Genomic DNA, 26,792 nt, shown 5'->3' with positions numbered 1-26,792 from the left:
AGTCCGCGGCTCATGCCCTGGCCGGGCGCGCCCACGCGGCGGAGCCGCATATCGGATGCAGCCCCGCGCCCCTGCGGGGCGCCTGTCAGACGTCCAGCTGGTCCGCCACCGCGCGGAGCATGCCCGCGATCTTGCGGCCGTGCTGCTTGTCGGGGTAGCGGCCGCGCTCCAGCGACTGGGAGACGCCGTCCAGCAGCGTCGTGAGGTCCTGCACGATCGAGGCCAGCTCGTCCGGCTTGCGGCGCTGCGCGGCCGCGACGGACGGGGCGGGGTCCAGCAGGGTCACCGAGAGAGCCTGGTCACCGCGCTGCCCCGCGACGACGCCGAACTCGACCCGCTGGCCAGGCTTCAGTGCGTCCACTCCGTCCGGGAGGACGGACGAGTGGACGAAGACGTCACCGCCGTCGTCGCGGGAGAGAAAGCCAAAACCTTTCTCACTGTTGAACCACTTGACCTTGCCGGTAGGCACGTCTGTCCTCGTCCTTGTACTCGTCCGGCCCATCTTTCTTGAGGATGACGGCCGGGCTGCGGCTGCTGGAAAAACAACTGGCTCTGCTGCGCGAGGCTGCCGAGAGCCGTCGAAGCTCGTGAAGACGCCCCCCAAACCCCCGGAATAGCAGTTGAGCGGGCCCGAAAGACCCGCCGACAACAAGGTTAATGGCCCGAAGCCCGGTGGCAAGGTGCCGCCGAGTGGTTCCTCCGCGCTCCTGCCCCGGGCCTACCCTGAGCGGGTGAACGCTGAAACTCCCTCCGCCGGTGATCTTCTCGTACGGATCGGCGGCATCGTCTTCCTGGTCGGCGCGGTCGCCACGCTCGTCACGGTGGCGCCGCTCTTTCTCGGCACCGACCGCTTTCCCGCGCCCGCCTATTTCGTCTGCATGCTGATGGGCGTGGGTTTCGCACTCGCCGCCGCCGGGCTCGTACGGTCGGCCGCCGCGCAGCGCAGGGCCGCCGCGGACGGCTCAGCGGGCTGACGCCAGCCACTCCGGGAACGCGGTGAGGTCGGGCAGCACGACGTCCGCCCCCTCCGCGCGCAGTTCGTCCGCGCCGCAGGGCCCGGTCGCCACTGCGACAGAGATCACACCGGCCCTGCGGGCGCCGCGCACGTCCCCCACGTGGTCGCCGACGTACGCCGTCGCGTCGTGCTCGCGCAGCGCCGTCGCCTTGCCCTCCGCCCACAGCTCGCCGATCAGCACGTCGGGCGCCAGCCCCACATGGTCCAGGTGCAGCTTCGCGTTGCCCTCGTGCTTGGCCGTGACGACGAGGGAGCGCCCGCCCACCGCCCGTACGGCCTCCAGCGCCGCGAGCGCGCCCGGCAGCGCCGGGGACGGGGCGACGGCGAACCTCGGGTACAGCGCGCGGTAGCGGTCCGCCATCTCCGGGATCGCCTCGGCCGGGAACCAGTGCGCCAGCTCCTCGGCGAGCGGCGGGCCGAGGCGGGTGATGGCCAGGTCCGCGTCGATGTACGCGCCCGTCTCCCGCGCCAGTTCGACGTACGCCGCGCGGATGCCGGGGCGCGAGTCGATCAGGGTCATGTCGAGGTCGAAGCCGATGGTCGGGGCCGGGAGGTCGTGCTGAGCCATGCCGATCATTCTGCCTTGCCCCACCCCGTACGATTAGGGCTGCCTAACCTATGAACCCGAGGACACGATGCCTTCCGCCGCACCGACGACCACGCCCCAGGGCGCTCAGCGGCGATCCGGCGGCACCGGGTCCCGCACCCCGCGCCGCGCGGTGCTCGCGCGGCGGCTCGCCTGGACGCTGGCGGCGCTCGGCGCGCTGGCCCTCGCCGCGCTGCTGAGCCTGGCGCTCGGCTCCCGTTCGATCGCGCCGGGCGAGGTCTGGCACATCCTGCTGCACGGCGGCGACAGCAACGCCGCCGAGGTCATCCGCACCATGCGCGTCCCCCGCACCCTCGTCGGCCTCATGGTCGGCGCCGCGCTCGGCGTCGCGGGCACGGTCATGCAGGGCATCACCCGCAACCCCATCGCCGAGCCCGGCATCCTCGGCATCAGCCAGGGCGCCTCGGTCGGCGTCGTCTGCGCGATCGCCTTCGCCGGGGTGCACTCGCTGACCGGCTACGTGTGGTTCGCGTTCGCCGGTGCCGGTGTCGCGGCCGTCGGCGTCTACGCGGTCGCCGCGCGGGGGCGTGGCGGCGCCACGCCGGTGAAGCTCGCGCTGGCGGGCGCCGCGGTCAACGCGCTGCTGGTCGCCGTGATCTCCGCGATCCTCACGACGCGGGCCGCGGCGCTCGACGAGTTCCGCTTCTGGCAGGTCGGCTCGCTCTCCGGGCGGGACGCGGAGATCGCCGGGCAGATCTGGCCGTTCCTCGTCGCCGGGCTGCTGCTCGTCCTGACCGTCGCGCGCGGGCTCGACGCGCTGGCCCTCGGCGAGGACGTCGCGAAGGGGCTCGGCCAGAACGTCGCGACGGTACGGGTGGTCGGCGGTCTCGGCGCGACGGTCCTGACGGGTGTCGGGGTCGCGGCGGCCGGCCCGATCGCGTTCGTGGGCCTCGCGGTCCCCCACATCGCCCGAGCGATCGTCGGCGGCGACCACCGCTGGCTCTTGCCGATGGCCGCGCTTCTGGGTCCCGTCGTCTTGCTGGTGTCCGACGTCGCCGGGCGCCTCGTCATGCGCCCCGGCGAGGTCCCTGCGGGCGTCATGACGGCCCTGATAGGCGTCCCGTTCCTGATCGCCCTCGTCCGGAGAAGGGGGGTGGCGGCGTGATTCCGGTTCCGCCTTCCGGGCTGCCACGCGTGGACGCGTTCGCGGCTGCGGATGCGTCGTGGCTTGTCGCGCAGTTCCCCGCGCCCCTGACGGGGCACGACGAAGATGCGCCCTGTAGGGGCGCGGGGAACTGCGCGAGCAACCAGCACGCTCCCGCGCTCGGCAGCGGCGCCCGGGGGGCAGGACGGTGACCGCACTGCACACCCCCGCCGGGTACAAGGCGATACGCAACGGCCGTACGTCCTGGTTGATTCACAAGCGGGGCTCGATGGTCGCGCTCGGGCTCGCGGTCGCCCTCTTCGCCGCGACCGTCGCGAATCTGACGCTCGGAGAGACGACGGTCAGCCCCACCGAAGTGGTGAAGGTGATGTTCGGCCAGCCGTCTCCGGACGAGCTGGTCGTCGGCACGTTGCGGATGCCGCGGCTCGTCGTCGGGCTCCTCGCGGGCGCAGCCCTGGGCGTGGCCGGCGCCCTCATCCAGACCGTGGCCCGGAACCCCCTCGCGAGCCCCGAGATCATCGGGGTGACGCACGGGGCCTCGGCACTCACCGTCGGCGCGATGACGTACGGCATCACCTCGTACGCCGCGCTCCCCTACCTCTCCGTCGCGGGCGGGCTCGCCGCCGCCGCGCTCGTGTACGTGTTCGCGTGGCGCGGCGGCCTGCACGCGACCCGCTTCGTGCTGATCGGCATCGGCATCTCGGTGGCGCTGCGCTCCGTCACCCAGCTCTTCCTGACCAAGGGCGACTATCTCGTCGCGCAGCAGGCGAAGGTGTGGATGACCGGCTCGCTCAACGGCCGGGGCTGGGACCAGGCCGGGCCGCTCGGCGTCGCGCTGCTGGTGATGCTGCCGCTGGTCGTCTGGTCGGCGCGCGCGCAGCGGAACGTCACGCTGGACGACGACACGGCCACAGCCCTCGGCGTGCGGCTGGGGCGCAACCGGCTGGGGCTCGTGTTCACGGGCGTCGTCCTCGCGTCCGTCGCGACGGGCGCTGCCGGGCCCGTCGACTTCGTGGCGCTGCTCGCCCCGCAGATCGCCCGCAGGCTGACCCGTACGGCGCAGATCCCGCTCGTCTCCTCCGCGCTGCTGGGCGCGTTCATCGTGACGCTCGGGGATCTGCTGGCCCGCAAGCTGTTCGCGCCGACCGAGCTGCCGGTGGGTGTGCTGACGGCGGCGGTCGGCGCCCCGTATCTGATCTGGCTGATCGTGCGCACGAGCAGCAGCCGTCGCAGCCGTAGTGGAGCCACTCATGAGTGAGACCCCGAAGTCCCGCCTGGCCGCGCGCGGGCTGACCCTGGCGTACGAGGACCGTACGGTCGTCGAGGGCCTGGACCTGGACGTGCCGGACGGCGAGGTGACCGTCGTCGTGGGGCCGAACGCCTGCGGCAAGTCGACCACGCTGCGCGCCCTCGGGCGGCTGCTCAAGCCGAAGCACGGCTCGGTGCTGCTGGACGGCGCGGAGCTGGCGCGGATCCCGACGCGGAAGATCGCGCAGTCGATCGGGCTGCTGCCGCAGTCGCCCGTGGCGCCCGAGGCGATCACGGTCGCCGACCTCGTCTCGCGCGGGCGGCAGCCGCACCAGCACTGGTGGCAGCAGTGGTCCGAGGACGACGAGCGGGCCGTGACGGACGCGATGGAGCGGACCGATGTGACGGACCTCGGTGACCGGCCCGTGGACGAGCTGTCGGGCGGGCAGCGGCAGCGCGTGTGGATCGCGATGGCGCTCGCGCAGGAGACGGATCTGCTGCTGCTCGACGAGCCGACGACGTACCTCGACATCGCGCACCAGGTCGAGGTGCTGGACCTGGTGCGGCAGCTCAACCATGACCGCGGGCGCACCGTCGTGATGGTGCTGCACGACCTGAACCAGGCGGCACGGTACGCCGATCATCTGGTCGCCATGAAGGACGGCCGGATCGTCGCGCAGGGGCCGCCGGACGAGACCGTGACGGCCGGGCTCGTCCGCGAGGTGTTCGGGCTGGAGTCCGTCGTCATCCCCGATCCGGTGACGGGCGACCCGCTCGTCGTCCCCGGCACCCCCAGCATCGCCATACGAAAGGCCACACAATGAAGGTCACCCGCTCCGCGGCCCTCATCTCCCTCTCCCTGGCCTCCGCGCTGACGCTCTCCGCGTGCGGCTCGGACGACGACTCCGGGGAGAAGTCGTCCAAGGGCGGCACCCACACCGTCAAGACCGTCAACGGCGACGTGAAGGTCCCGAACGACCCGAAGCGCGTGGTCGTCCTGGACACCGCCGAGCTGGACTCCGCGATCACGCTGGGCGTCAAGCCGCTGGGCGCGACGACGGCGCAGCCGGGCAAGCCCTTCCTCTCCTACCTCCCCAAGGAGAAGACGGAGGGCATCGAGAACGTCGGCGTCATCGCGCAGCCCAGCATGGAGAAGGTCGCGGGCCTCAAGCCGGACCTGATCCTCACCAACAAGGAGCGGGACGCGGACCGTTACGACGAGCTGTCGAAGATCGCGCCGACCGTGATGACGAAGACGACCGGCTACCCCTGGAAGGAGAACTTCCAGGTCCACGCCGACGCGCTCGGCAAGAAGGCCGAGGCGAAGAAGGTCCTCGCGAAGTACGACGCGCGCACGGCGAAGGTGACCAAGGCGCTCGGCGGCGAGAAGAAGGCCGCGGGCATCGAGACGAGCGTCATCCGCTTCCAGGAGGGCGCGGACACCCGTATCTACGGCCACAAGGCGTACATCGCCACGCTGCTCAAGGACGTCGGCCTCGGCCGCCCCAAGGTCGCCGACCAGGCGAAGGCCTACAACGGCCTCGCGATGGACGTCAGCCCCGAGCAGGTCGACAAGGGCGACGCGGACGTCGTCTTCTACACCTCGTACGGCGACACGAAGAAGTCCGGCGAGCAGAAGACGGTCAAGAGCCCGCTGTGGAAGAACATGCGCGCGGTGAAGGAGAAGAAGGCCTTCCACGTCGAGGACGAGCTCTGGATCCAGGGCATCGGCTACACGGCCGCCGACAAGATCCTCGACGAGATGGAGGACGACCTCACCAAGTGACCCTGGTGAGGCCGTCTCCCGGACCGCGGGCCGTCAGCTTCTGACGGCCCGCAGTCCCTTCGGGACCAGGGCGCGCTGGAGGAGGGCGAGGCCTCCGTCGGCGAGGAGGGCGAGGGCGGCGACCCAGAGGGCTGCCGCGATGACGCCCTGGAGGCCGTACGTGGCCTGGCCGAGGACGATGTCGCCGAGGCCGCCGCCGCCCGCGACCGTGGCGAGGGTCGCGCTGGAGATCACGTAGACCACCGCGATCCGGATGCCGGAGAAGAGCAGCGGGAGGGCGAGCGGGAGTTCGACCTTGAAGAGGACCTGGGCCGGGGTGAGGCCCATGCCGCGGGCCGAGCGGACGAGGTCGGGGTCGACCTGGTCGACGGCCAGGTAGGCCTGGCTGAGGATCGGCGGGATCGCCGTGATCAGCAGGGCGATGGCGATGTTCGTGAAGTTCAGGCCGAAGATGCCCAGGCCGATGGCGATGACCGCCAGGTTCGGCAGCGCGCGCCCGATGTTGGAGACGCTCGTCGTCAGGAACTCGCCCTTGTGGAGGTGGCCGAGCCACAGGCCCGCCGGTACGGCGACCGCCAGCGAGACGGCGATGACGATCGCGCACATCCACACGTGCTGGCCCGTCTTCTCCAGGAGGAGGGGCAGCCGGTCGGCCATGAAGGTGAAGGAGTCGAAGAAGGTGTGCATCTCTCAGACCGTCCTTCTCGTGCGCGCCCACGGGGTGAGCAGGCGTCCGGCCAGCACCAGTACGGCGTCGGCCGCCAGGGCCAGCGCCACCGCCAGCGCGCCCGCGCCGATGAACTGGGTGTTGAACGGCGACTGGAGCGCCTTGAGGATCAGCGAGCCGAGGCCCTGGTCGACCACGTAGGCCGCGATGGCGACGACGCCGATCGTCATGACCGTCGCCACGCGCAGGCCCGCGACCAGGGACGGTACGGCGAGCCGGAGTTCGACCTTGAAGAGGATCTGGCGCCGGGTCAGCCCCATGCCGCGCGCGGCCCGCACGGCGTCCTCGGGGACCTCGCGCAGGCCCGTGAGGATCGTGGTGAAGAGGAGATAGAGGGTGTACGAGACGAGCGCGATCTCCACCGTCAGCACCGAGAAGCCCGTCACCGGGACCAGGAGCTGGAAGAGGGCGAGCGGCGGGATCGTGTAGAGGAACGAGGCCACGCCGGAGACCGGGGCCGCCAGCCAGCCCTGGAAGTGCGCCAGGACCGCCGCCGCCACGGCGAGGACGAAGCCGATCGCGACCGCGATCAGGGTGAGTTCGAGGTGCTCGACCAGCGCGGGCCAGAACAGGTTCGACCAGTGGCCGGTGAACCAGTCGGCGCAGAACGTCGAGTCGTTCGCGACGCAGGAACTCGGCTCCCCGAAGTCGGGGATGACGGGACCGCCGGACAACGGTGCGCTCATGCCGCGCCCGCCTTCCGTACGGCGTCGAGCGAGGCGTCGCCCAGCGCTTCGCCGGACGCGCTCACGACCCGTACGGCGTCCGTGCCCTCGGCGACCATCAGGGAGAGCGCGGAGCGCAGGGTGGCGTCGGACGCGAGGGCGGGGAGCGCGTCGGAGGCGGGGGACGTGAGGTCCAGGTCCGACAGGCGCGTCAGCGTCAGCCGCTTCAGGCCGCGGTCGGCGCCGACGAAGCGGGCGACGAACTCGTCGGCGGGCTCCTTCAGCAGGGTGCGCGGGGTGTCGTACTGGGCGAGCCTGCCGCCCTCGCGGAAGATCGCGATACGGTCGCCCATCTTCACGGCCTCGTCGATGTCGTGGCTGACGAAGATGACCGTCTTGCGTATCCGCTCGTGCAGCGCCAGGAACTCGTCCTGGACGTGCTCGCGCGTGATCGGGTCGAGCGCGCCGAACGGCTCGTCCATCAGCATCACCGGCGGGTCGGCGGCGAGCGCACGCGCGATGCCGACGCGCTGCCGCTGGCCGCCGGAGAGCTGCGAGGGGTACCGCTTGCCGTACTCGCCGACGGGCAGCCCGACCAGCTCCAGCAGCTCGCCGACGCGTTCCTTGACGCGCTTCTTCTCCCAGCCGAGGACCTTGGGCACGGTCGCGACGTTGTCCGCGATGGACAGGTGCGGGAAGAGGCCGGTCTGCTGGATGACGTAGCCGATGGAGCGGCGCAGCTGGATCGGGTCGAGGTCGTTGATGGACTTCCCGCCGATACGGATGTCGCCACCGGTCAGCTCCGCGAGGCGGTTGACCATCATCAGGGCGGTCGTCTTGCCGGAGCCCGAGGGGCCGAGCAGCACGCAGATCTCGCCCGCGGGGACGGTGAGGGAGAGGTCGTCGACGGCGGGCGTCTCCGAGCCGGGGTACGTCTTGACGACGTGGTCGAAGACGATTTCTTCAGCGTCCGCTGTGGATTGCTGGGTCATTAGGTTGTTCTCCTAGAGAAGGCCGTTGGCCTTGAGGAACTGCTCGGCGACCTCGCCGGGGGTGAGCCGTACGGTGTCGACGGCCCGGTTGAGGTCCTGCACGGCCTTCTCCGTCAGCAGGCTGTCGATCCGGTTCAGCACCTTGGCGAAGCCGGGGCCCTGCTCCTTGAGCACGTCCTCGTGCACGACGGGGGCGACGTTCTGGAAGCCGTAGAAGCCCTTGTCGTCCTTGAGCAGCGTGTAGTCGCCCTTGGCGAGCTGCGGGTCGGTGGTGAAGACGTCGGCCGCCTCGACCTCGCCGTGGTCCAGCGCGGTGTACTGGAGGCCGATGTTGAGGGACTTGACCTTGGTGTTGGTCAGGCCGTACTTCTTCGCCATCTCCGTGTAGCCGACGGCGCCCTCGATGTTGTCGGGGTACTCGGCGAAGGCCACCTTGGGCGCCTTCCTCAGGTCGCCGATGGTCTTGAGGCCGTACTTCTTCGCGAAAGCGGGCTTCACGGCGACCGCGTTCTTGTTCTGGAACGGCGTCGGGTCGAGCATCGTCAGCCCGTGGCCGCGCTTCTCCTGGAAGGCCTTGGCCTCGCGGAAGGTGGCCGCCGCCGAGTGCGGGATCCGCTCCTGGTCGGCGAGGACCTGGAGGATCACGCCGGTGTACTCGGGGTAGAGGTCGATCTGCCCGGAGGTCAGGGCGCTGTCGATGATCTCGGTGCTGCCGATGTTGGACTTCAGCTCGACGTCGTACCCGGCCTTCTCCAGGGCCTGCTTGTACATCTCGCCGATGATCCACTGCTCGGTGAACTGCTTGGCGCCGATGACGACCGTCGGCTTCCCGCCGGGGGCGGCGCCCGCCCGCGCGCAGCCCGTCAGGGCCGCGAGGCAGGCGAGGGCGAGGAGGGCCGCGCCGGTCGCGCGGACGGCCGGGGCGACGGCCGGGGCGGGCCTCACACCTCGTCCCGGGGGACGGAGAACGACCAGGTCCGCGTGAAGACCTCACGCTCCTCGGCGCCGCTGCCCTCGTACGCCGTCAGCTCGTTGACGACGAGGAAGTCGGTCGAGTCGGCCGTCATCCGGGAGCGGGTGTGCACGCGGGTGGCCCAGCCGTCCCGCGCCCGGCCGATGATCTCCTCGCGCTCGCACTCCACGGCGGCCGAGAGCGGGTCGCCCTCGGTGAGCCGGAAGCGGTTGAGGTCCCGGCCCGTACGGGTGAGGCCGTCGGCGTGGTCGGTCATGGTGCCGTCGGCGGGCGTGGTGAGGATCGTCTGCTCGCCGGTCTCCAGGTCGAGCGTGACGGTGCGTTCGCCGGGGATGTCCGTCAGCTCGATGCTGTGCGGCGGGCCCTCGCGCGGCGGCTCGTACGGGCGCAGCGCGGCGTCGGCGTCCTGCGGCGCCCGTACCGGGAGGCACAGCTCGCCGTGCGCCGGGTCGAGCGCGACGGTGACCTTCTCCGGGGACGGCCAGGCCCAGGGCCAGAGCGAGGCGGAGACGGCGACGCGTATCCGGTTCCCGGCGCCGAAGGCGTGCCCGATCGCGAAGAGCGGCACGGTGACCTCGTACGTACGTCCGGGCTCCAGCGGCGTGGGCTCGGCGTGGCCGTCCCGGTGGGTGAGGTTGAGCAGCCCGGTGGTGACGAGCTTGGAGGAGCCGTCGGGGAAGACCTCGCACAGCCGCACCGCGAGCTGCGCCTGCGGGCGGTCGCTGGTGACGCGGAGGGTGACGGAGGGGGCGCCGAGGATCTCGACGGTCTCGGTGAGGACTTCGCCGGTGAAGCAGGCGGACCGGCCGTCGTCGGCGGCCTGGTCGGTGTACTGGCCCGGTACGTCCCCGAACTTGAGGAAGTCCCCGGAGGCCGCGCCGAGCGTGAGCGGGGAGCGGAGGAGGGCCGTCCCCTCGTGGCTCAGCTCCGCGAGCGGGGTGCGGGCCTCGGTGACGCCGGGCGCGGGCCAGGAGGGCTCGGCGACCCAGCGGCCCGGGCGGGCCTCGCGGTCGGTGCCGACGGGCGCGGAGTCCGGCATCCAGGCGCGCAGCCGGGGCTCATCCATGATCCCGTTGTCGGCGCCGCGCATCCAGTGGTCGAACCAGCGCACGCACTCGCCCTGGAAGTCCATCGCCGGGCCGGGTTCGGCCTGGTGCGGGTAGGTGTGCGCCCAGGGCCCGACCATGGCCTTGACCGGCGCCTTCTCCGGGTCGAGGTGCTCCAGCAGCCGGAATATCGCGCCCCGGTACGGGTCGAGCCAGCCGCCGACCGCGTAGACGGGCACCTGGATCGCGGAGTGGTCCTCGCAGACGGAGCCGTGCCGCCAGTAGGCGTCGCGGCGCTGGTGGGAGAGCCACGTCTCGGCGTACGGGACGGTCGCGTCGAGGCGCGCGAGCCACTCCTCGCGCCAGCGCTCGCCCAGCACGGAGGGGTCGCCGGGCCGGGCGTTGTACGCGAGCATCGTCGCGGCCCAGGGCAGCATCTCGGAGGCGAGCAGCGCGCCGCCCGCGTAGTGCACGTCGTCCGCGTAACGGTCGTCGGTGGAGCAGACGGTGACGACGCAGCGGAGCTGCGGGGGCTGGAGCGCGGCGATCTGGAGGCCGTTGAACCCGCCCCAGGACTTGCCGATGATCGCGACCTGCCCGTCGGACCACTCCTGGCGCTCGATCCAGGCCAGGACTTCGAGCGCGTCGTCCAGCTCCGTCTGGTGGTACTCGTCGAGCATCACGCCGTCCGAGTCGCCGCTGCCCCGGCAGTCCACGCGGACGGCGGCGTACCCGGCCTGCGCGAACTGCCCGTGCAGCGTCGCGTCGCGCGGCGCCGTCCCGTCGTTCTTCCGGTACGGGATGTACTCCAGGACGGCCGGGACGGGGGCGCCCGTCCCCGCGCCCGTCCCCGTCCCCGCGCTCGCCGGGAGCCAGACGCGCGCGGCGAGCCGCGTGCCGTCCTTGAGCGGGATCCATACGTGCCGGAGCACCCGGACGGGGTGGGCGGCGGGATGGGGGTTATGCGGTGCGGAGGTCGAACTCATGCCCTGGGACCCTAGACGAGCCCTAGGGGCGAATTACCCCTTATGCGGCCTACGTTCCTTGTTGTTCAACGATGAACAACGACACAGGAATGGGGGGCTCCGGATTGGGTAGGCGTGCGTTCGAGTGCATGCCTATGCAATGACAGAACAACGGTTCACGGCGCTCAGGACGCCGCCTCCCACTCCGGGGCGAGCACCGACCAGATCTCGATGTCGTGCCGTACGCCGTGGTGCTCGCGGTACCCGCGCAGCACCGCGTCCCGGCGCATCCCCAGCCGCTCGGCGACGGCGAGGCTCGCCGCGTTCTCCGAGGCGGCCCACCACTCCACCCGGTGCATCCCGCGCTCCCGGAACGCCCAGTCGATCAGGACCCGCACGGCCCGCGTCACCAGCCCGCGCCCGGTGGCCGAGGGCTCCAGCCAGCACCCGGCCTCGCACACGCCCTGTTCCGCGTCGAACGTCCGGAAGAGCACGCCCCCGACGAGCCGCCCCTCCAGCCAGATCCCGTCCAGCCGCCCGGCGTCGGCGGCGGCCTTGTCCGCGTACGACTGGAGCCAGGCCCGCGCGGAGTCGAGATCGACGGCGGCGTCCGCCAGCCCGATGAACCGGCCGACGTGCTCCCGCCCCCGGTCCATGTGCTCCAGGAACTCCCCGGCCCGCCACGGCTCCAGCGGCCTCAGCTCGGCCCCGTTCCCCAGCTCCCGCGCGTACATCCCCGCCACCTCCGTACCACCGCGCCGTACCTTCGCCTCGCGATCTTCGCACGCGGCGGGGAACGGGCCGTCAGCCGTCGTACGCGTAGAAACCCTGGCCGGACTTCACGCCCAGGTGCCCCGCCTCGACGTACTTCCGCAGCAGCTGCCTGGGGCCCTCGGGCAGGTAGGGGCGCTCCCGCGCGTAGTGGTTCTCGATGTCCAGGACGACGTCGAGGCCGACCTGGTCCATCATCCGGAACGGACCCGCCGCGAGCCCCATGTTGATCCGCCACATCGCGTCCACGTCCTCGGGCGTCGAGACCCCCTCGGCCACCACGGCCAGCGCCTCCCGCTTGATGGCGGCCCAGACGCGGTTGAAGATGAAGCCGGTGGACTCCCTGTGCGCCACGAACGGGAAGACCCCGAAGCCCGGCAGCTCGCGCTTGAGCAGGTCGAGGATCCCGGGGTCGGTGTGCCCGTCGGACATGAGGTCGATCGCGACCTGCTGCGGCGGCATGTAGAAGTGCATGTTCAGCACGCGCTCGGGGCGAGAGACCCGCTCGATGAACTCGCCGGTGGCGTACGACGAGGAGTTGCTGGCCAGGATGGTGTCGGGACCGGCCTCCTGGTCGAGTCGGCCGAAGATCTCCTTCTTGAGGTCGAGCCGTTCGGGCACCGCCTCCACCACCAGCCAGGCGTCACGCAGCGCCTCCGCCATGTCGTCGGTGATCGCGACCCGGCCCGGCGTCCCGCCCTCGATGCCCGCCGCGACCTCGGCCACGTGCTCCTCGACGTAGGACCGCGCGGCGTCGCCCGCCTGCTGCGACTTGTCGTAGACGCGTACGAGCCCGCCCCGCGTGGCGAACATCAGGGCGATGCGGCGGCCGAGGGTGCCCGCGCCGATCACGGCGACGGGCCGGTCGTGGATGCCGGTGGGGAGCGTGAAGGTCATGTCTCGTCCTGTGCTTTCCGTGGGGGGTGGAGAGGGGGAACGGGAGGAACGGGAGGGCTAGCGCAGGCACAGCCCGGTCAACGGGAACGGCAGCGCGACGACTTCGCGCGGCTCCTGCCCGGCGGCGGCGCCGCCCGGCAGGGGGACGGCGCGGATGCGGCCGTGGAGGTCGGACACGTAGGCGAGGCCCGCCTCGCCGTCCACGGCGAGGCCGATCGCCTCCCCGAAGCCGTCGGCGAGGATCTCGGGCGCCTGCCCCGCCGATCCGGCGGGCGGAACGGGGGCGCGGTTGAGGGTGTTGCCCGCGGGCGCGGCGCCCCGGTCGGTCCAGTACAGCCAGCCGCCGTCGAGGTGCAGGTCGATCGGCTCGGGCAGCCCGCTCCAGAGCACCTCGACGTCGGTCCGGTTCCCGGCGCTCTGCCCGGCCGGGAGCTCCAGACCCACGCGGAGGATCCGGCCCTTGCCGCCCTTTGCGGGGCCCTTCTGGCTCCAGTACAGATGCCCGCGTACGGGGTCCACCGCGACGCCGACGCACTCGCCCATGACCCCGTCCCCGGCGGGGTTCACCACCAGGTCGGCCAGGCCGCCGCCGTCCACCCGGACCCGGCTGACCCGGCGCCCCTCGCGGTCGCCCCAGTACAGGGTTCCGGCGCCGTCGGAGGTGAGCTGCTTGCCGGTCGTGAGCGCGCCCTGTGGGACCACGTCGCGCCGCTGCCCGCCGTCGGGGCCCACGGCGTGCACGCCGCCGTTGCGCCGGGAGAAGTCCTGCCCCGCCTCGCCGGACCTGTCGGGGTCGGCCACCGGGGCTCCCATGGTGGTCCAGCAGACGGTTCCGGTTCCGGTGTCCACGGCGATGCCGTCCGGGGCGGCTCCGGCGTCGTCCACGAAGGTGTCCACCCGGCCGTCCGGGAGGCTCACGCGCAGCACTCTCCCCGGCGCGAACTGGAGTACGAGCAGTTCTTTCGGCTCTTCCGGCTCTTTCGGCTCATTCGGCATGACGGGTCGTCCTCGTTCTCGCTCGTTCTCGCTCGCTCTCGCTCGCTCTCAGTGCTTCGCGGTCTGTTCCGGCCAGCCCAGCGGGCCGAGGACCGCGCGGGTCCGTCCGTCGCGCCGCTCGACGAGGCGCTCGTAGGCCTGTTCGCCGGTGCCGTAGGTCTCTTCGACGGCGTCGAGGACCTCGCCCATGCGGGCCGGGTCGGGGCTGCCGTCCTCGAAGGTCAGCTGCGAGCCGACGTGCTCCACGAGATGGCGCATGCCGCCGGGCCCGCCGCCGAGGGCGCCGCTCTCGAACGGCCCGGTCACCGCCCAGCGCAGCCCGAGCGAGGCCCGCACAAGGTCGTCGAGATCCTCCACTCCGATCACGCCCTGCTGCACCAGGTAGGCGCACTGGCTGTTGAAGACCTTCTGGAGGCGGTTGCCGACGTAACCCGGGATCTCCTTCTTCAGCCGGACCGGCAGCTTGCCGAGACTCCGGTAGACCTCGACCGCCCGGTCCACGGCCCGCGCGGCCGTCCCCGGCCCCGGCACCACTTCCACCAGCGGCATCAGCTCCGGCGGGTTGAACGGGTGGCCGACCACGATCCGCCCGGCCGCCGGGTTGCCCCGGGCGATCACCGAGGGCAGCAGGGACGAGGAGGACGAGGCCAGCACCACGTCGTCGCGCGTGTGCGCGGCCAGCGTGGCGAACATCTGCTCCTTGACCTCGACCCGCTCCGGTCCGGCCTCCTGCACGAAGTCCGCGCCCGCCGCCGCGGCGGCCAGGTCGGCCGTCGCCGTCACCGGTACGCCCGCCAGCTCCCTGTCCACCAGCTCGTCCAGGTCGGGCCGCGGGTCACTGAGGCGTACCTCCCACCCCGCCGCGTCGAACAGACGCGCCCAGGAGACGCCGATGACACCGGCGCCGACGATGGTCACGACCGCCATGAAGATCACCCCAAAGGAACGACGGGCTATTTCCGCAAAACAGTCGACACCCGAGATGGCAGGTCTGTCCAATATATGATTGCCTAGTAGGCCATATGACCAGCGATATCAACCTGTCACGGCGACTGCTGGAGCAGTTCCTGGTCGTGGCCCAGGAGAAGCACTTCGGCCGGGCCGCCGACCGGCTCGGAATGAGCCAGCCGCCCCTCAGCCAGTCCATCCAGCGCCTGGAACGGACGGTGGGCGCCCGCCTGTTCGACCGCGGCCCCGGCGGCGTCCGCCTGACCGCGGCGGGAGAGGCGTTCGCCGTGGACGCGCGGCGGCTCCTCGACCTGCAGACCGCCGCGGTCGTACGGGCGCGGCGGATCGCCTCCGGCACGGAGGGCGCCGTCCGGGTCGGCTATGTGAGCCTCCTCAGCCACCTCTACCTGCCCGCGCTGCTGCGCGCGGCGGCCGAACGGCTGCCCGGACTCCGCGTGCACCTCCAGCACGACTCGTCGGCGGGGGTGGTCGACCGGGTGCGGGACGGGACCCTCGACCTCGGGTTCGTCCGCGATCCGGCACGGCTCTCCGACGACCTCCTCAGCGAGGTCGTCGCCACCGAGCGGATCGCCGCCGCTGTGCCGCGCGGCCACCCGCTGGCCGACGCGGACGGGATCGACCTGGCGGAACTGGCGCACGAGGACTTCGCCCTGCCCGACCCTGCCGCGCTGCCCGCCCTCGCCGGACAACTCCAGGTCGCCTGCCGCGAGGCGGGGTTCACCCCGCGGGGGGTGGCGATGGCCGACGACCTCAGCGGCCTGTTCAGCTACGTCGGCGCGGGCCTGTGCGTCAGCCTCGCGCCCGAGGGGCTACGCCATCTCGCCGTCGCCGACGTACGCCTCGTCCCGCTCCGCGGACACTCGGGGCACCTCGACACCGCCGTCTACGCGATCCGCCGCCCCGACGCGGACCCGGCGGTCCTCAGCCTGCTTGACCTGGCGGTCGCCTTGCGGCCCTCCACCGCCTGAGTGGCGTGGCCGCTGGGCAGAGGTTGCCCCTGTCTGTGTGTCGCAGGCTGCGGGTTGTTGGGTGGTTGCTCGCGCAGTTCCCCGCGCCCCTGAGGCCTCAGGGGCGCGGGGAACTGCGCGCCCAGCCACAGCGACAGCCGCAGCCTGCAAGGCACCGCACGGGGCAGCCCCTGCCCAGCCCCGAGACGAGGGGCAACCACGGTCCAACGGCCCCGTCCCCTCACGTGTCGCAGCCGACCCCGTCCCCGTCCCGGTCCAGGTGCCGCCCGTAGCCGGGCTCGCCCCGGTGCACGGGGGCGGCACCCGCGGCACGGGCCTCGGAGCAGTTGCCGTAGGAGACCGGCGCGCCTCCGCCGCCGCCCTCCTCCTCCGCGGGAGCGGGGGCGGGCGCCTTCGCGGTGACCGTCGCGCGTGCCGTCTTCGTGACCCGTACCTTCACGGTCTCGGTGACGGTGGGCCTCGGCGCCGCCTTCTTCGCCTTCGGCGCGGCGGTCTTCGTGGCCGTGGCCGTGGCGGTCACCGTCGCCGTCGCCTTCGCGGACGGCTTCGAACTCGCCGCCGCCTTCCCCCCGTTCTCCTCGCCGTTCGCGCCTATCCCCACCCCGAGGAAGAGCGCGAGCGCCAGCCCCGGCAGTACGAACCGCTTGCGCGCCCAGCGCGGGCGGGGCTGCGGCTGAGGGTAGGGCTGAGGCTGCGGTGGATATCCCTGTGGATACGGATTCGTCATGATCCCCCCTGGATTCAGGTGGGATGACGTTAAGTCGACGGGACGCGTGGGACGAGGGCCGAGTGGCCCTACCCCTTCGCCGGGCGGCGTGAGCGCCAGAGCAGGAAGAGGGCGCTGGCCACCGCCGCCACGCGGAGCACGACGGGCACCAGGCCCTGCATCGCCTCGCTCATCGCGTCACCGCCCTGCGGAATACGGTCGCCCCAGCGCCCCTCCGTACGGCCCCAGAGCCAGACCGCCGCGCCCGCCACCACCAGGCCCGGCATACCGGCCGCCGCCCACTTGGCCTCGACGCGGCTCAGTCTCGGGGACCACCAGGCCGCGAGCCAGCCCGCCGCCAGGGGGATCAGCGAGCCGGTGACCGCGCCCGCGACCAGCAGGAGCCCGGCGCCCAGCTCGACGATGCCGCCGACGCGGGGGCCGCTCGCGGCCTTGCCGGTGGCCTTGGCGGTGGCCTTGGCGGTGGCGCGGGCGCCGAGGAGCCGCCCGAACAGGGTGTTGCGGGGCGTGGATTCCGTGGATGGGGGCGCCGCGGCGCCCGCCCCGTCCGCGGCCTCCTTCTCCTTCTCCTCCTCGTCCTTCTTCTCCGGCGGCGGCTTGAGCACCTCCGGCAGCTCGATGCCGCCCGAGAAGCCCGGCACGTGCTCGCCCATGGCCATCGGCACGCCGCCGCCCTGGCCGAAGGGGCCGGGGTCCACCCGCCACCAGTCCGGGTTGGACTCCTCGGGCCCCAGCTCGTCCGCGCTCGCCAGGTGCGGGGGCGCCCCGCTCTGGCCCAGCCCGGGCGGCGAGACCGGCGCTTCCGGCTCGGCGCGCGGGATCGGCACGCTCGGCACGGCGGGGCCGGTGCCGGGGCCCGGCTCGTCGTCGTCGCGGAACCGCGTGGTGTCCGCGGCCGCCGCTGCGGCCCGCTGCGAGGGGACGGCGGCGGCGGACGACGGCGGGGGCGCGCCCCCGTTGGCCGCCGCGACGACCTCCGCCGGCTCGCCGAGCGAGCCCAGGATCTTCCGTACGGCCGCCTTGCTCTCCGCGCCGCCGTCCTCGGCCCGCATCCGGTCGATGCGCGTGCGCAGGCCGCCGACCAGCCGCGCCCGCTCCGCGGCCGTCATCGACGTGCCGTGCGCCAGATCACCGATCCGGCTCAGATAGTCGAATACGAGCTGATCGCTCTCGATCCCCACCAAGTCCCCAACGCCTGCTCGCTGCCCGCCGCCCGTCCGCCCGCCGGCCCGGGATGTGCCCGCCGTACGCCGCCCGCCCGTACGGCCCCGTCCGCCACCCGCTCCGACAGGCCCTGACGCCTCCGCAACGACCGTACCGCGCTCACCCCGCTACCGTGGGAGGGGTGAGCAGCGAGCAGAACGGCCGGACACCCCCACGTCAGGCAGGCCCCTCGGCGCCGCGCACCCTCGCGGAGGACCTGCGGGCACGGGAGGACGGCGCGCTGGCCGATCTGCTGCGCACGCGCCCCGACCTCCTCTCGCCCGTCCCCGGCGACCTCACGCAGCTCGCGACCCGCGCGGGCACCCGCGCCTCCGTGGCCCGCGCGCTCGAACGGCTCGACCAGTTCACGCTCCAGGCCGCGCAGGCCCTCGCGCTGCTCCCCTCCTCTCCCACCCCCGCCGACCCTCCTCCGGACGAGGCACTGGCCGCGCTGCTCCCGGGTGACGAGGCGGCGGCCCAACTCCCGTACGCGCTGCGGCGATTGCGCGAGCAGGCCCTCGTCTGGGGCGGCGAGGGGCAGCCCCGTCTGGTCCGTACCGCCCGCGAGCTGCTCACCTCGGCCTCCCCCACCGGGCTCGGGCCCACGCTCGCGGAGGCGGCGACCACCGCGAAGCTCTCCCCCGCCCGCCTCCAGGAGATCCTGGCCGCCGCCGGGCTCCCCGCCACGCACGACCCGGTGAGCGCCCTCGCCGCGCTGACCTCGCTCTTCACGGACCGTACGCGGACGGAGGCGCTGCTCGGCGGGGCCCCGGACGGCGCCGGGGCGCTGCTGCGCAAGCTGGAGTGGGGCCCGCCGTACGGCACGGCCGACACCGAAGCGCCCTCGCCGCCGGTGGCCTGGCTGCTGGACAGAGGCCTGCTGGTCCAGGCCGGACCCTCCGAGCCCGGCAAGGTCGTCCTGCCGCGCGAGGTCGCGCTCCAGCTGCGCGGCGGGCACGCGCACCGCGTCCTCGAACCCGTACCGCCGCCCGTCGCCGTGGCCCGCGCGCACGATCCGCAGACCGTGGACGCGACGGCCGCCGGGCAGGCGCTCGCCGCGCTCGCCGCCGTCGAAGAGCTGCTCACCGCCTGGGAGTCGGAGCCGCCGCCGGTGCTCCGCGCGGGCGGCCTGGGCGTACGCGACCTCAAGCGCGCGGCGCTCGCCCTCGACGTCCCCGAGCCCACCGCCGCCTTCTGGGCCGAACTCGCCTACGGTGCCGGGCTGCTGGCCTCCGACGGCGAGGCCGACGAGACGTACGCGCCGACGCCCGCCTACGACGACTGGCTCCGCCTCCCGCCCGCCGAGCGCTGGACCCGCCTCGTGGCCCCCTGGCTCACGGCCACCCGCGTCGCGGGGCTCGTCGGCGAGCGCGACGCGAAGGGCCGCACGCTCTCGGCCCTGGGGCCGGGCCTCGACAGGGGCCTGGCCCCGGAGATCCGCGGCCGTACGCTCGCACTGCTGGCGGAGTTGTCGGAGGAACCTTCCGGCGCGGCACCCGACCCGGCACCCGGCGCGGCACCCGACCCGGCGACGCTCCGCGAACGGATGCGCTGGGAACGGCCCTTGCGCGGCCAGGACGTGCCCCCGCCGCACGACCTGCGCTCCCGCCTCGTCAACTGGACCCTCACCGAGGCGGAGGCGCTGGGCCTCACGGGGAGAGGGTCCCTCGCGAGCTACGCCCGCCCCCTGCTGGCGGACGAGCCGAAGGCGGCCGAGGCGGCCCTGTCCCCCCTGCTCCCCCCGCCCCTCGACCACGTCCTGCTCCAGGCCGACCTCACGGCCGTCGCGCCGGGGCCGCTGGAGCGCGAACTCGCCACCGCGCTCGGCACGCTCGCCGACGTCGAGTCCAAGGGCGGCGCGACCGTCTACCGCTTCACGCCCGGCTCCGTCCGCCGCGCCCTCGACGCCGGACGCACCGCCGCCGACCTGCACGCCTTCCTCGCCGCGCACTCCCATACGCCGGTGCCGCAGCCCCTCACGTACCTGATCGACGACGTGGCCCGGAAGCACGGCGTCCTCCGGGTGGGCGCCGCGAGCTCGTACGTCCGCTGCGACGACGACGCGCTCCTCACCGAGCTGCTCGCCGACAAACGCTCGGCGCCCCTGCGCCTCCGCCTCCTGGCCCCCACGGTCCTGGCGTCCCCGGCGCCCCCGGACCAACTCCTCGCCCGCCTCCGCGACATGGGCTACGCCCCCGCGGCGGAATCCTCCGACGGCGACGTGCTCCTCACCCGCCCCGACGCCCACCGCACCCCGCCCCGCACGGCCCCCGCCCCGGTCCCCGACGGGCCCCCGCTCCCGGCCCGCACCCTCCTCACGGCGGCCGTACGCGCGATCCGCGCGGGCGACCACGCCGCGACGCTCCCCCACACGCCCCCGCGCCCCTCCGCGGCCCCGAACGGCGATCTCCCCCGCACGATCATGGCCGAGACCCTCGCCACCATGCAGTCCGCGACCCTCACGGGCACCCCCCTCTGGATCGGCTACGTCAACGCCGACGGCGCCGCCAGCCAGCGCGTCATCGCCCCGGTCAAGGTCGAGGGCGGCTTCGTCACGGCCTACGACCACACGGCGGACGAGGTCCGCACGTATCCCCTCCACCGGATCACGGGGGTGGCGGAGGTCCCGGAGGACTGAGCGTCCACGCTGTACGGCTCCGCGTTCGATGGCCCCCTCTATCGGGTGAACGTACCGTCGTACGTGGGACCGCGAACCGCATCGACGTCCAGACTCACCACCCATGGGAGCAGTGATGGCCACCGACGTACACAACGAGCACTGGGTGTGCCCTCGCCCCGAGGGGTGGACATTCGATCAGGCGCAAGACCTGGATCTGCCCTTCGACTGGGAACTCGTGGATGGGAAGATCGTGGTTCGTGGGCAGGCCATGGTGTGGCACAGCCGAGTGCAGCGGAAGCTCGCCAACGCCCTGGAACAAGTACAGGTCAGGCCATACGCGGTGGACACCGAGGTGTGCGTGCTGCTGGACGAGCACAATGCCCGCAAGCCGGATGTGCTCGTCTACGACGACGAGGGTCTCCGGATCGGCGACGCCGAATACGTATCCGTCTCCCGGGTCGCGCTGGCCGTCGAAGTGGTGTCCCCCGGCTCCCGCAGCACGGACCGTTCCATGAAACCCGCGCAGTACGCCGCTGCCAAGATCCCCTACTACTGGCGCGTGGAGCTGGAGCGGGACGAGCAGATCGCCGTGCACGAGTTCTGGCTGAACGTGGACACCCTCTCCTACTTCCCCCGCCCCGAACGCCCCGTGCACCGCCGCGAACTGGTGACGGAGCACCCGTTCCCCACCAAGATCGACCTGGCGGCTCTGACCGGCTTCTGAGCCCATAACCCGTGGTCTATCGATACGCGGCCAAGGCCGATCAAGAATCTCTTCCCCGGCCCCCCGCCCCTCCGTGAGACTCGAATGCGTCGGAACCACTCGTCAAACGGGGGAGAGTGGCGATGAAGCCATCAGGTGATCATCCGCGCCCCGGACGACACACGGAGAAACGGAGCGCGACATGATGCGTACGCGTACACGAATCGCCGCCGCGGCGGCCACCCTGCTCACCGCCGGGATGCTGGCGGTCGGCACCGCCGGTTCGGCCCAGGCGGCGGACGCCCAGCCGACGCGGGCCGCCGGCACGGTGTCGGTGGCCGAAGAGGGTGAGTTCTACGGCGACTACTGGAACCGGAACGACTGCGAGAACACCGGTCAGTGGCTCAAGAACACTGGCCAGTACGGCCACTACGTCTGCGAGAAGGACTGGCTGAGCGGCGACTGGAACCTGTATGTCTACAACTGACCGGTTCCGGTGAAGCCCGCCGCCGGGCCCTGACACGGGTCCGCTGACGACTTCGCCAAGTCCTCCAGCCGGACGGGTCCGGCTGGAGGACACGCGTCAGACCGCGCCCGAAGACCCTCACCCCTCCCAGGAGATCAGCCCCTCCACCTCCGGGACCACGAACCGTCCGTAGCGGAACGCGTCCCCCAGCCGCAGCAGCCGTTCATACTGCTCGCGCCCGATATCTGTTCCCGTCGCAGATACAGCCCGCAGCAGAAACCTGATGCCCAATTCAGGAGAACACTGCCTGACGCATCTCGAAAGAGCGGAAATCACCGATTCGTCGAACCCGGTACGGGCGAGGGAAGAAATCTCGCCGAGAGCCTCATCGACGTGATCCCGGCCGGGGTCCAGATCCTCGGCACTCAGCTCCTCCTCCCCCCTCGTCGACAGCCAGCTCGTGCATTCCCCGGCGATGATCCGCATCCACTCCTGACCGGAGGAGATGCGGAGCCCGAACCGGAACCCGCCTTCTACGCTCCAGGTCCAGAGGGTCTCGATGTCGGCGACATCCATGGTCTCGGCGAGGGCGACCACGTCTCGGCGCAGAACCTGCACGTCGCGCGGGTCCGAGTCGCCCGCCAGAGCGGCCTTGAGGTTGTCCACCTCCGTACCGTAATTGCTCCAGTCTTGATGGTAGACACTCGACAGCCAAGTGACACCGAAATCGAACGCTGTGAACCGCGACATGAGACCACCAGTCAAAATGGATAAGCCGTCTTGATTATATAGCCACCCGGGGCCCCCTTATGGCGCTCCAGCGTGACCCTGTATCCATTCCCCGCATCAGTGATGCTCCTGTCGTGATGCGCCACCCACCCGAGCGAATTATCGGCCCCGAAGCGACCGGGCGGAAGCGAAAGTTCCTGCCTGCTACCCCGAAGCCAATTCGAGATCCGTTCCGAATTGTTCGCAAGGGCATAGTCGACTACTTGCTGAGCCGTCTGCTGGTCGACGAACACACCATTCGGCGTGGGTCTTCCCATTCTTGCAGTCTTCTCCTGAGCGAGTTCGATCGCTCGCCGCTGCGTGACATGCACGTGCTCGTCGAGTGTGTGCGCGACGCGGCTGTTTCTCCTACGGCTCTCTTCCAGATCTCCCGCTCCGCATTTCGGCGCGAGGCCCATGGGATCGGTCCAGGCGTACGGGTTGTCGACGTACGTCGAGGGATTGGGCGAGGGCGAGAGACCGAGGGGATCTGGGGTGGCGTAGCGGGCGGTGTCGGGATCGTAATGGCGGTGATAGTTGTAGTGGAGTCCGGTTTCGGGGTCGTGGTACTGGCCTGGGAAGCGAAGCGGTGTGTGGGCGGTGGCGTCGCGGTTCCAGGTGGTGGTGCCCCAGAGTGTGGTGCGGGTGTGCCATGCGACTTCGCCGAGTTCGTCCACCAACTCTGTCGGAGTGCCGACCAGGTCCGTGACGATGGCGTAGAAGCGCGCGTCCATCTCACGCTGGGACGTGGCGTCGGTGAGACGTTCGGCCTGGGTGACGGGGTGCAGGCCCCGGTGGTCCCACGTGAGGGTGACGGGGTGGCGGCCGTCGATCGCGGTAGTGGTCTGCTCGACAAGGATGGCGCCGTCCCAGGTGAACTCCACACATTCCAGAACGGTGTCACCGTCGGCGTCGAGTCGCCGCTTGCTGGTGCGGCGGCCCAGCGGGTCGTAGGTATAGCGCCAGAGCGTGCCGTCCGGGGTGGTGCAGGAGAGCAGACGGTCCTCGGCGTCCCATTCGTATCGCCAGGTGTCGGGCTTCTTCGAGAGGCGAGGCTTCTGACGCAGGACGATACGGCCCGCCTCGTCGTGTTCGTAACGGACGCGACCCGCTGACCGGATGCGGGTGCCGGTGTAGGCGCGCTCGCCTCGCGCGTCGGGAGAGGCGTGGCCGGAAGGCCAGTTGGCGTGGGTTTGGTTGCCCGCCTCGTCGTAGGCGTAGGACTCACTCCAGTCGCGGGCATGGACGGCGGTCACGCGGCCTGTCCGGTCGAGGGTGAAGCGGCGCGCGCCGTCGCGGGAGTCGTCGATGCCCAGCAGGTTCCCGGTGGGAGCGTAGGAATAGGCGCGCTGGACGACTTCGCGCTGTCCGGCGCCGTTCACGGACAGCGCGGCCAGGCGGCCCGCCTGATCCCACACGTGGTCCAGTGTCAAGGCGCCATTGAGCTGACGGGTGGTCTCACGGCCCGCCGCGTCGTGGGCCGAGTCGAGGGCGTGGCCATTGGTGGTGACGCCGGTGCGGTTGCCCGCCGCGTCGTAGACGTACGTCGAGACCGTGCCGGTGGGGGTGACGCGGCGGGTGACACGGCCCAGCGCGTCGAAGACGCGGGTCAGCACTCGGCCATCCGCCATCTCCGTCCTGATCCGGCCCAGCTTGTCGTGCTGGTAGCGCAGTTCGCCATCCGGGCCCGAGGCGTGAGTGAGGCGTCCGACCGGGTCGTAGGCGTAGGTGGTCACCTCGCCCGCCGCGTCCTTACGGACCAGTTGTCCGAACACGTCACGGTCGAAAGCGATGGTCTCGCCCAACGGAGTGGTACGAGAGACCAGCTGGCTCGCCGCATCGTAGGCGTAGTGCTGGGTACGGCCGTCGAAATCCGTCTCCCGGACCAGGCGGCCCACCGCGTCATAGTGGTAACTCCACTCCAAGCCCTGGGGGTTCATCACCTTCGTCAGGCACAGATGAGCATCGTGCTCGAAGGTGTAGCGGGCCCCGTCCGGGCCTGTGCGGGACTCCAGGACGTCGAAATGGCCGTACTCGTACGCCGTTTCGCCGCCTGCGGCGTCGATGTGGCGGGTGCAGTTGCCCTCGCCGTCCCATTCCCAGCGCTCGGTGACGCCGTTCGCGTCAGTGCGGCGAGCCAGGTGGCTCTCCGGGGTCCACTCCAGTTCGGTGCGGGCGCCCAATGGGTCCACGATCTGTGTCGGGCGCCCGAAGGCATCGCGTCCGTAGGCGGTGGTGGCGCCCAGGGGGTCGGTGATCTCGACGGGGAGGCCCGCCGCGTCGCAGCGCACGTGTGTGGTCGCGCCGAGCGCGTCCGTCAACGTCGTGAGGTGGCCCCGGCTGTCGTACGTGCAGCGGGTGGTGTGGCCCGCCGGGTCGGTCACGGTCGTGCGGTTGCCGTACGCGTCCCACTCCTCGCGCCAGACCGTGCCGTCCGGGCCTGTTGTCGCCGTGGGGAGGCCCATTTCGTTGCGGACGAACGACGTGCCCGTTCCGTCCGGCCACACGATGCTCGCCAGGTCGCCTCGCTGGTCATAGGCGTAGCGGGTGGTGCGGCCGAGGGCGTCTGTGTGGGAGAGGGGGCGGTTGTACGCGTCCCTTTCCGTCTTCGTGCGGTGGCCCAGGGGGTCGATTTCGCCGACCATTTGGCCGCGGTCGTCGAAGAGGGTGCGGGTCGACTCGCCCGCCGCGCTTGTCAGGGTGGTGGCCCGGTGGCCCGTCGTCTGGTCGGTGCCGTCGTAGTCGATGCGGACCTGCATGTGGCCCGCGGTGCCGCCCTCGGCGATGACGCGGTCGAGGTTGTCGTAGACGTAGTCGTAGCGGCGGTCGTTGGTGTCGGTCCAGGCGATCACGCGGCGCTCTTCGTCGTACTCGAAGCGGAGCGGTACGCCCGTGGAGTTGGTGACCTCCGTCAGGTTGCCCGCCTCGTCGTAGCCGTAGCGCAGGACCTCGCGCGAACCCAGGGACAGGGTCCTTACGCGGTCGCCCTCGACCGTCAGGCGGATCTCGTAGCCGCCACTGTGGACCAGGCGGGACGGGGTGCCTGTCTCCTCGTCGTACTCGAAGGTGACGCTGTTGCCGTTGCGGTCGGTGAGCTGCTCCAGCACCGCGGTGCCGTCCTCGCCCGACAGCGGGGGAGCGAAGTGGCGGGTCCAGCCCGTGTCCGGGTCCGTGAGGGTGTAGCCGCCGTCCACCTCGCGGTCCAGGGGCATCCTGGCCGTGCCCGCCGTCGGCAGCGTGGGCAGGCCCGGGGCCGGGTGCGGGAAGGACAGGAGGCGGCCGTCCTCCCCCACGTAGATGACGCCCTCCGCGTCGACGTCCAGGCGCTGGTCCAGCGTCGAGGACCAGGACGGGCCGAACCAACGCCCCTGCCGGTAGCCGGACTCGACTCGGCGCACGAAGGAGAAGGGCAGGGTGCCGGGCAGCGTCAGGTCCGTCTGGGGGAGGTACATCCGTCCCGTGGACAGGTCGACCGGATCCGTCCCTCCCGACGGGGTCTCCTCGCCCTTCTTGGCCGCGTCGTCCGGGCCCTTCTTCTCCAGGTCCACGCGGGGTTTGGGGACGTCGTCCGCGACGCGTGCCCCGCGTGCGGCGGTGCGGCTCGCCTTCGCGGCCCGCAGCGCGGCCCCCGCGCCCTTGGTACCGGCCAGTTCGGGGATGAGGCGGCCGACGCCCTCCGCGCCGTCCTTCTGGAAGCCGTCCCACATCTGCTTGCCGGTGCCGACCGGGTCGTTGGCCATCCGGACGATGCCCATGTTGGTCGAGGCGAGGTTGGTGGCGTACTCGGCGGGGTGGGTGAGGTTGTAGGGGTCGACCGGGTTCACCGACCGTACGAAGCCGTACGTGCCCGCGACACCCTTGACCACGCCACCGGCCACATGCGTCGCGTCCAGCTTGAGGCCTTCCAGGCCGTCCTTGGCGCGCTCGCCGTAGTCCGGCTTGGGCGGTGCCGCCTCCGCCGCGGCCTTGACCGCCTTCTGGGCGCGTGCTGCGGCCGTGTTGCGCTGGGTACGGGCCTCGACCAGCTGCTCCTCGGCCTCGTCCTTCTTGTCGTCCTTGTACTTGGCCACCGCCTCGCGGGCCTGACGCTGCGCCCACTCCACCGTTCCGGCGAAGTCGTCCAGCGCTCCGGCGGCCTTCTCGCAGGCGTCGGCGGCCTTGGTCCACTTCGCGGGCTCCAGGCCGACCTTGTCCCAGAACGCGTCCGCCGCCTTGCCCTTCAGCTTCCCCTCGGGCAGCCGCTTGAGGCCGCGCGCGACCTGGTTGAACGCCTTCTGGAAGTCGGTCAGATGCTCCGACGTCGCGCGCAACTTGCCGGGGCTGCCGTAGACCAGCCGGTCGGGCTCGTCCGACTCGTCGAGCTGGAGTTCGGCGACGTCCGCCCCCAGCCGGTTGGCCATCGAACGGGACTTGTCCCGTACGAAGTCCGCGCCGCCCTGCCAGCCCGCGTCGTCCAGCCGGTCAGCGCCCCAGTTGCCCATCCCCTCGACGCCATCACCGACGGCCTCCTTGGCGTCCTCGAACTTGTCCTTCACCCCGTCCGGAACAAGATCGCCCCAGCCCATCAGCCCCGCC

Annotated in this window: 24 protein-coding genes; 9 read left to right on the top strand and 15 right to left on the bottom strand. The window is 71.8% G+C overall.

Going from position 1 to position 26,792, the window contains the following annotated elements:
- Positions 1-85 precede the first annotated feature (85 nt).
- On the bottom strand, positions 86-469 hold the full coding sequence (locus ACGF3A_RS13240) for a cold-shock protein (protein WP_099882193.1): 384 nt from the start codon (positions 467-469) through the stop codon (positions 86-88).
- A gap of 262 nt (positions 470-731) precedes the next feature.
- Between ACGF3A_RS13240 and ACGF3A_RS13235 the strand changes: the two genes are divergently transcribed.
- On the top strand, positions 732-974 hold the full coding sequence (locus tag ACGF3A_RS13235; RefSeq protein ID WP_393728925.1) for a hypothetical protein: 243 nt from the start codon (positions 732-734) through the stop codon (positions 972-974).
- Here the strand turns inward: ACGF3A_RS13235 and ACGF3A_RS13230 are convergent.
- Complete coding sequence (locus ACGF3A_RS13230; RefSeq protein WP_393728923.1) at positions 963-1,583, bottom strand: HAD family hydrolase; 621 nt, start codon at positions 1,581-1,583, stop codon at positions 963-965. The genes ACGF3A_RS13235 and ACGF3A_RS13230 overlap by 12 nt on opposite strands.
- A 67-nt stretch (positions 1,584-1,650) precedes the next feature.
- On the opposite strand from ACGF3A_RS13230, the gene ACGF3A_RS13225 reads away from it, so the two are divergent.
- The 4 genes from ACGF3A_RS13225 (at position 1,651) to ACGF3A_RS13210 (ending at position 5,761) form a co-directional block, all read left to right on the top strand.
- The gene (locus ACGF3A_RS13225; protein WP_393728921.1) at positions 1,651-2,727 is read left to right on the top strand and encodes a FecCD family ABC transporter permease; all 1,077 of its coding nucleotides are present in this window, start codon (positions 1,651-1,653) and stop codon (positions 2,725-2,727) included.
- Positions 2,728-2,914: 187 nt separating this feature from the next.
- The gene (locus ACGF3A_RS13220; RefSeq protein ID WP_393728919.1) at positions 2,915-3,985 is read left to right on the top strand and encodes a FecCD family ABC transporter permease; all 1,071 of its coding nucleotides are present in this window, start codon (positions 2,915-2,917) and stop codon (positions 3,983-3,985) included.
- Positions 3,978-4,799, top strand: a complete 822-nt coding sequence (locus ACGF3A_RS13215; RefSeq protein ID WP_393728917.1) for an ABC transporter ATP-binding protein — start codon at positions 3,978-3,980, stop codon at positions 4,797-4,799. Before ACGF3A_RS13220 ends, ACGF3A_RS13215 begins: the two co-directional genes overlap by 8 nt.
- Positions 4,796-5,761, top strand: coding sequence for an ABC transporter substrate-binding protein (locus ACGF3A_RS13210; RefSeq protein WP_393728915.1), 966 nt, complete (start codon positions 4,796-4,798; stop codon positions 5,759-5,761). Before ACGF3A_RS13215 ends, ACGF3A_RS13210 begins: the two co-directional genes overlap by 4 nt.
- Before the next feature lie 33 nt (positions 5,762-5,794).
- Here ACGF3A_RS13210 and ACGF3A_RS13205 read toward each other — a convergent pair whose 3' ends face one another.
- The 9 genes from ACGF3A_RS13205 to ACGF3A_RS13165 form a co-directional block, all read right to left on the bottom strand.
- Positions 5,795-6,448: an ABC transporter permease gene (locus ACGF3A_RS13205; RefSeq protein WP_393728912.1), complete on the bottom strand. Its 654-nt coding sequence runs from the start codon at positions 6,446-6,448 to the stop codon at positions 5,795-5,797.
- 3 nt (positions 6,449-6,451) lie between these two features.
- A complete protein-coding gene (locus ACGF3A_RS13200) occupies positions 6,452-7,174 on the bottom strand; it encodes an ABC transporter permease (protein ID WP_393728910.1) in 723 nt (240 codons plus the stop codon).
- Positions 7,171-8,145 carry an ABC transporter ATP-binding protein gene (locus ACGF3A_RS13195; RefSeq protein ID WP_393728908.1) on the bottom strand — a complete coding sequence of 325 codons (975 nt, stop codon included), beginning with the start codon at positions 8,143-8,145 and terminating at the stop codon, positions 7,171-7,173. Before ACGF3A_RS13195 ends, ACGF3A_RS13200 begins: the two co-directional genes overlap by 4 nt.
- 12 nt (positions 8,146-8,157) lie before the next feature.
- Positions 8,158-9,090 carry a glycine betaine ABC transporter substrate-binding protein gene (locus ACGF3A_RS13190; protein ID WP_393728906.1) on the bottom strand — a complete coding sequence of 311 codons (933 nt, stop codon included), beginning with the start codon at positions 9,088-9,090 and terminating at the stop codon, positions 8,158-8,160.
- Positions 9,087-11,150: a CocE/NonD family hydrolase gene (locus tag ACGF3A_RS13185; protein ID WP_393728904.1), complete on the bottom strand. Its 2,064-nt coding sequence runs from the start codon at positions 11,148-11,150 to the stop codon at positions 9,087-9,089. The genes ACGF3A_RS13190 and ACGF3A_RS13185 overlap by 4 nt, the downstream gene beginning before the upstream one ends.
- Before the next feature lie 164 nt (positions 11,151-11,314).
- Complete coding sequence (locus ACGF3A_RS13180; RefSeq protein WP_393728902.1) at positions 11,315-11,863, bottom strand: GNAT family N-acetyltransferase; 549 nt, start codon at positions 11,861-11,863, stop codon at positions 11,315-11,317.
- Between the two features lie 70 nt (positions 11,864-11,933).
- A complete protein-coding gene (locus ACGF3A_RS13175; protein WP_393728900.1) occupies positions 11,934-12,797 on the bottom strand; it encodes a 3-hydroxyacyl-CoA dehydrogenase family protein in 864 nt (287 codons plus the stop codon).
- 57 nt (positions 12,798-12,854) lie between these two features.
- The gene (locus ACGF3A_RS13170; protein ID WP_393728898.1) at positions 12,855-13,793 is read right to left on the bottom strand and encodes a hypothetical protein; all 939 of its coding nucleotides are present in this window, start codon (positions 13,791-13,793) and stop codon (positions 12,855-12,857) included.
- 48 nt (positions 13,794-13,841) lie between these two features.
- Positions 13,842-14,720: a 3-hydroxyacyl-CoA dehydrogenase NAD-binding domain-containing protein gene (locus tag ACGF3A_RS13165; protein WP_393728896.1), complete on the bottom strand. Its 879-nt coding sequence runs from the start codon at positions 14,718-14,720 to the stop codon at positions 13,842-13,844.
- A 95-nt stretch (positions 14,721-14,815) separates the two neighbouring features.
- Between ACGF3A_RS13165 and ACGF3A_RS13160 the strand changes: the two genes are divergently transcribed.
- Positions 14,816-15,730, top strand: a complete 915-nt coding sequence (locus tag ACGF3A_RS13160) for a LysR family transcriptional regulator (RefSeq protein ID WP_393728894.1) — start codon at positions 14,816-14,818, stop codon at positions 15,728-15,730.
- Between the two features lie 220 nt (positions 15,731-15,950).
- Here the strand turns inward: ACGF3A_RS13160 and ACGF3A_RS13155 are convergent, their stop codons facing one another.
- Entirely contained in the window at positions 15,951-16,457 is a 507-nt protein-coding gene (locus tag ACGF3A_RS13155; RefSeq protein WP_393728892.1) for an excalibur calcium-binding domain-containing protein, read from the bottom strand.
- Between the two features lie 68 nt (positions 16,458-16,525).
- Positions 16,526-17,638 (bottom strand): hypothetical protein, encoded by a 1,113-nt coding sequence (locus ACGF3A_RS13150; protein ID WP_393728890.1) that lies wholly within the window; start codon positions 17,636-17,638, stop codon positions 16,526-16,528.
- Positions 17,639-17,802: 164 nt separating this feature from the next.
- Here ACGF3A_RS13150 and ACGF3A_RS13145 point away from each other — a divergent pair, with 164 nt between their 5' ends.
- The 3 genes from ACGF3A_RS13145 (at position 17,803) to ACGF3A_RS13135 (ending at position 21,470) form a co-directional block, all read left to right on the top strand.
- On the top strand, positions 17,803-20,298 hold the full coding sequence (locus ACGF3A_RS13145; RefSeq protein WP_393728888.1) for a helicase-associated domain-containing protein: 2,496 nt from the start codon (positions 17,803-17,805) through the stop codon (positions 20,296-20,298).
- A 115-nt stretch (positions 20,299-20,413) separates the two neighbouring features.
- Positions 20,414-21,004 carry a Uma2 family endonuclease gene (locus ACGF3A_RS13140; protein ID WP_393728886.1) on the top strand — a complete coding sequence of 197 codons (591 nt, stop codon included), beginning with the start codon at positions 20,414-20,416 and terminating at the stop codon, positions 21,002-21,004.
- A 181-nt stretch (positions 21,005-21,185) separates the two neighbouring features.
- Positions 21,186-21,470 carry a hypothetical protein gene (locus ACGF3A_RS13135; RefSeq protein ID WP_393728884.1) on the top strand — a complete coding sequence of 95 codons (285 nt, stop codon included), beginning with the start codon at positions 21,186-21,188 and terminating at the stop codon, positions 21,468-21,470.
- 117 nt (positions 21,471-21,587) lie between these two features.
- On the opposite strand, the gene ACGF3A_RS13130 is transcribed toward ACGF3A_RS13135, so the two are convergent.
- Together ACGF3A_RS13130 and ACGF3A_RS13125 are read right to left on the bottom strand one after the other, a co-directional pair.
- Positions 21,588-22,115, bottom strand: coding sequence for a hypothetical protein (locus ACGF3A_RS13130; protein ID WP_393728882.1), 528 nt, complete (start codon positions 22,113-22,115; stop codon positions 21,588-21,590).
- A 95-nt stretch (positions 22,116-22,210) separates the two neighbouring features.
- Positions 22,211-26,782 carry a putative T7SS-secreted protein gene (locus ACGF3A_RS13125; RefSeq protein ID WP_393728880.1) on the bottom strand — a complete coding sequence of 1,524 codons (4,572 nt, stop codon included), beginning with the start codon at positions 26,780-26,782 and terminating at the stop codon, positions 22,211-22,213.
- Positions 26,783-26,792: the final 10 nt, after the last annotated feature.

It is taken from the genome of Streptomyces sp. NPDC048172, from assembly GCF_043202595.1.
Lineage (GTDB): Bacteria > Actinomycetota > Actinomycetes > Streptomycetales > Streptomycetaceae > Streptomyces.
The sequence above is the reverse complement of the archived record's forward strand: the minus strand, read 5'-3'. Positions and strand labels throughout refer to the sequence as shown.